The 505-nt window shown below is 72.1% G+C and carries 1 protein-coding gene; it reads left to right on the top strand.

Translation table 11 applies throughout. The annotated features are described in order from the left end of the window. Positions 1-4: 4 nt before the first annotated feature. Positions 5-505: ketoacyl-synthetase C-terminal extension domain-containing protein (locus tag AQJ64_RS44925; RefSeq protein ID WP_280529307.1), on the top strand; the 501-nt coding region annotated here is incomplete at its 3' end.

Raw genomic sequence — 505 nt, 5'->3', positions numbered from 1 at the left:
GCACGTGGACTGGACGGCGGGTGCGGTCGAGCTGCTGACGCGGGAACAGGAGTGGACCGAGGCGGGGCGCGTGCGACGGGCAGGTGTGTCGGCGTTCGGCGTCTCGGGCACGAATGCGCACGTCGTCCTGGAGGAGCCGGCCGTGGAAGAGGCTCCTGCCTCTTCCGGCACCGAGGAACTGGTGTCGTCGGTCGTTCCGTGGGTGGTGTCGGCGCGCAGTCGTGCCGCGTTGCGGGCGCAGGCGGGTCGGCTGGTGGAGTTCGTGGCCGGCGACGAGTCGCTGGATGTCGTGGGCGTCGGTGGGGCTCTGGTGCGGTCGCGGTCGGTGTTCGAGCACCGGGCCGTGGTGTTCGGTGCGGACCGTGCGGAGTTGCTGGCCGGTCTCGGGGCGGTGGCGGCGGGTGAGCCGGTCGCCGGTGTGGTGACGGGTGAGGTCGGTGAAGGGGGCCGTACGGCTTTCCTGTTCGCCGGTCAGGGCTCGCAACGCCTGGGTATGGGGCGTGAG

Source organism: Streptomyces griseoruber (assembly GCF_001514205.1).
GTDB lineage: Bacteria > Actinomycetota > Actinomycetes > Streptomycetales > Streptomycetaceae > Streptomyces > Streptomyces griseoruber.
Note: the sequence above shows the minus strand (reverse complement) of the source record. Positions and strands in the feature narration are given on the sequence as shown.